The following is a 1163-nucleotide window of genomic DNA, read 5'->3' as shown; positions in this document are numbered from 1 at the left end:
CGCCGGCGTGGAGGGCGAGTTCGACGAGGGCGGTGCCGGGGAGGAGGGCGGTGCCGAAGACGGCGTGGTCGGCGAGCCAGGGGTGGGTGGTGAGGGAGAGGTGGCCGGTGAGGACGTGCTCGTCGTTGTCGGCGAGGGGCAGCAGGGCGCTGAGGAGGGGGTGTCCGGTGGCGGTGAGGCCGGCGGCGCGGACGTCTCCGGTGGGTGCGGGGGCGTCGAGCCAGAAGCGTTCGCGCTGGAAGGGGTAGGTGGGCAGCTCGATCCGGTGGGACCGGTCGGTGGGGAGCAGGGCCGTCCAGTCGACGGGGGCGCCGTGGACGTAGGTTTCGGCGGCCGAGGTGAGGAGGCGGGTCCAGGTTCCTTCGTTGCGGCGGAGGGTGCCGGTGGTGACGGCGGGGTGGTCGGTGGTTTCGGCGGTGTCCTGGATGGCTGTGGTGAGGACGGGGTGGGGGCTGATTTCGATGTAGGCGTGGTGGCCGTCGGTGAGGGCGGCGCGGATGGTGTCGGTGAAGCGGACGGGTTGGCGGTGTGATGCCGGCGAGTTGTTGGGCGAGGTGGTCGCGGAGTTGTTCGACGTGGTGGGTGTGGGAGGCGTAGTCGACGTCGATGCGGCGGGCGCGGATCTGCGAGGTCTCGCAGTGGGTGAGGAGCTCTTGGACGGCGTCGTCGTCACCGGCGATGACAGTGCTGGTGGGGCCGTTGTGGGCGGCGATGGTGAGTCGGCCGTCCCAGGGGGCGAGTAGTTCGGCTGTTTCCTTGTGGGGGAGGGGTATTGAGGCCATTCCGCCTTGGCCGCTGATGGCGAGGATGGCTTGGCTGCGCAGGGCGGCGATGCGGGCGCCGTCTTCGAGGGTGAGGGCTCCCGCGACGGTGGCGGCGGCGATCTCGCCCTGCGAGTGGCCGATGACGGCGGCGGGCTGGATGCCGAGGGACTGCCAGAGCTCGGCGAGGGCGACCATGACGGCGAACAGCGCGGGCTGGACGACGTCGACACGCCCGAGGTCGAGGGTGCCGCGCAGGGCATCGGTCAGCGACCAGTCGATGTACGGGGCGAGTGCGGTCTGGCAACGGGCGATGGAGGCGGCGAACACGGGCGAGGTGTCGAGGAGTTCGGCGCCCATGCCGATCCACTGCGACCCCTGGCCGGGGAACACGAACACGGG

Annotated in this window: 1 protein-coding gene and 1 pseudogene; both read right to left on the bottom strand. The window is 71.4% G+C overall.

What is annotated here, in order from left to right; genetic code table 11:
• Window positions 1–142: hotdog family protein (locus OP86_RS39315; protein ID WP_425337773.1), on the bottom strand; the 142-nt coding region annotated here is incomplete at its 3' end.
• 228 nt (window positions 143–370) lie between these two features.
• Window positions 371–1121, bottom strand: a pseudogene (locus tag OP86_RS39310) (acyltransferase domain-containing protein); the annotation flags it as partial.
• Between the last annotated feature and the right edge of the window lie 42 nt (window positions 1122–1163).

The sequence above is a fragment of the Streptomyces novaecaesareae genome (genome assembly GCF_000716875.1).
Classification (GTDB): domain Bacteria; phylum Actinomycetota; class Actinomycetes; order Streptomycetales; family Streptomycetaceae; genus Kitasatospora; species Kitasatospora novaecaesareae.
Note: the sequence above shows the minus strand (reverse complement) of the source record. Positions and strands in the feature narration are given on the sequence as shown.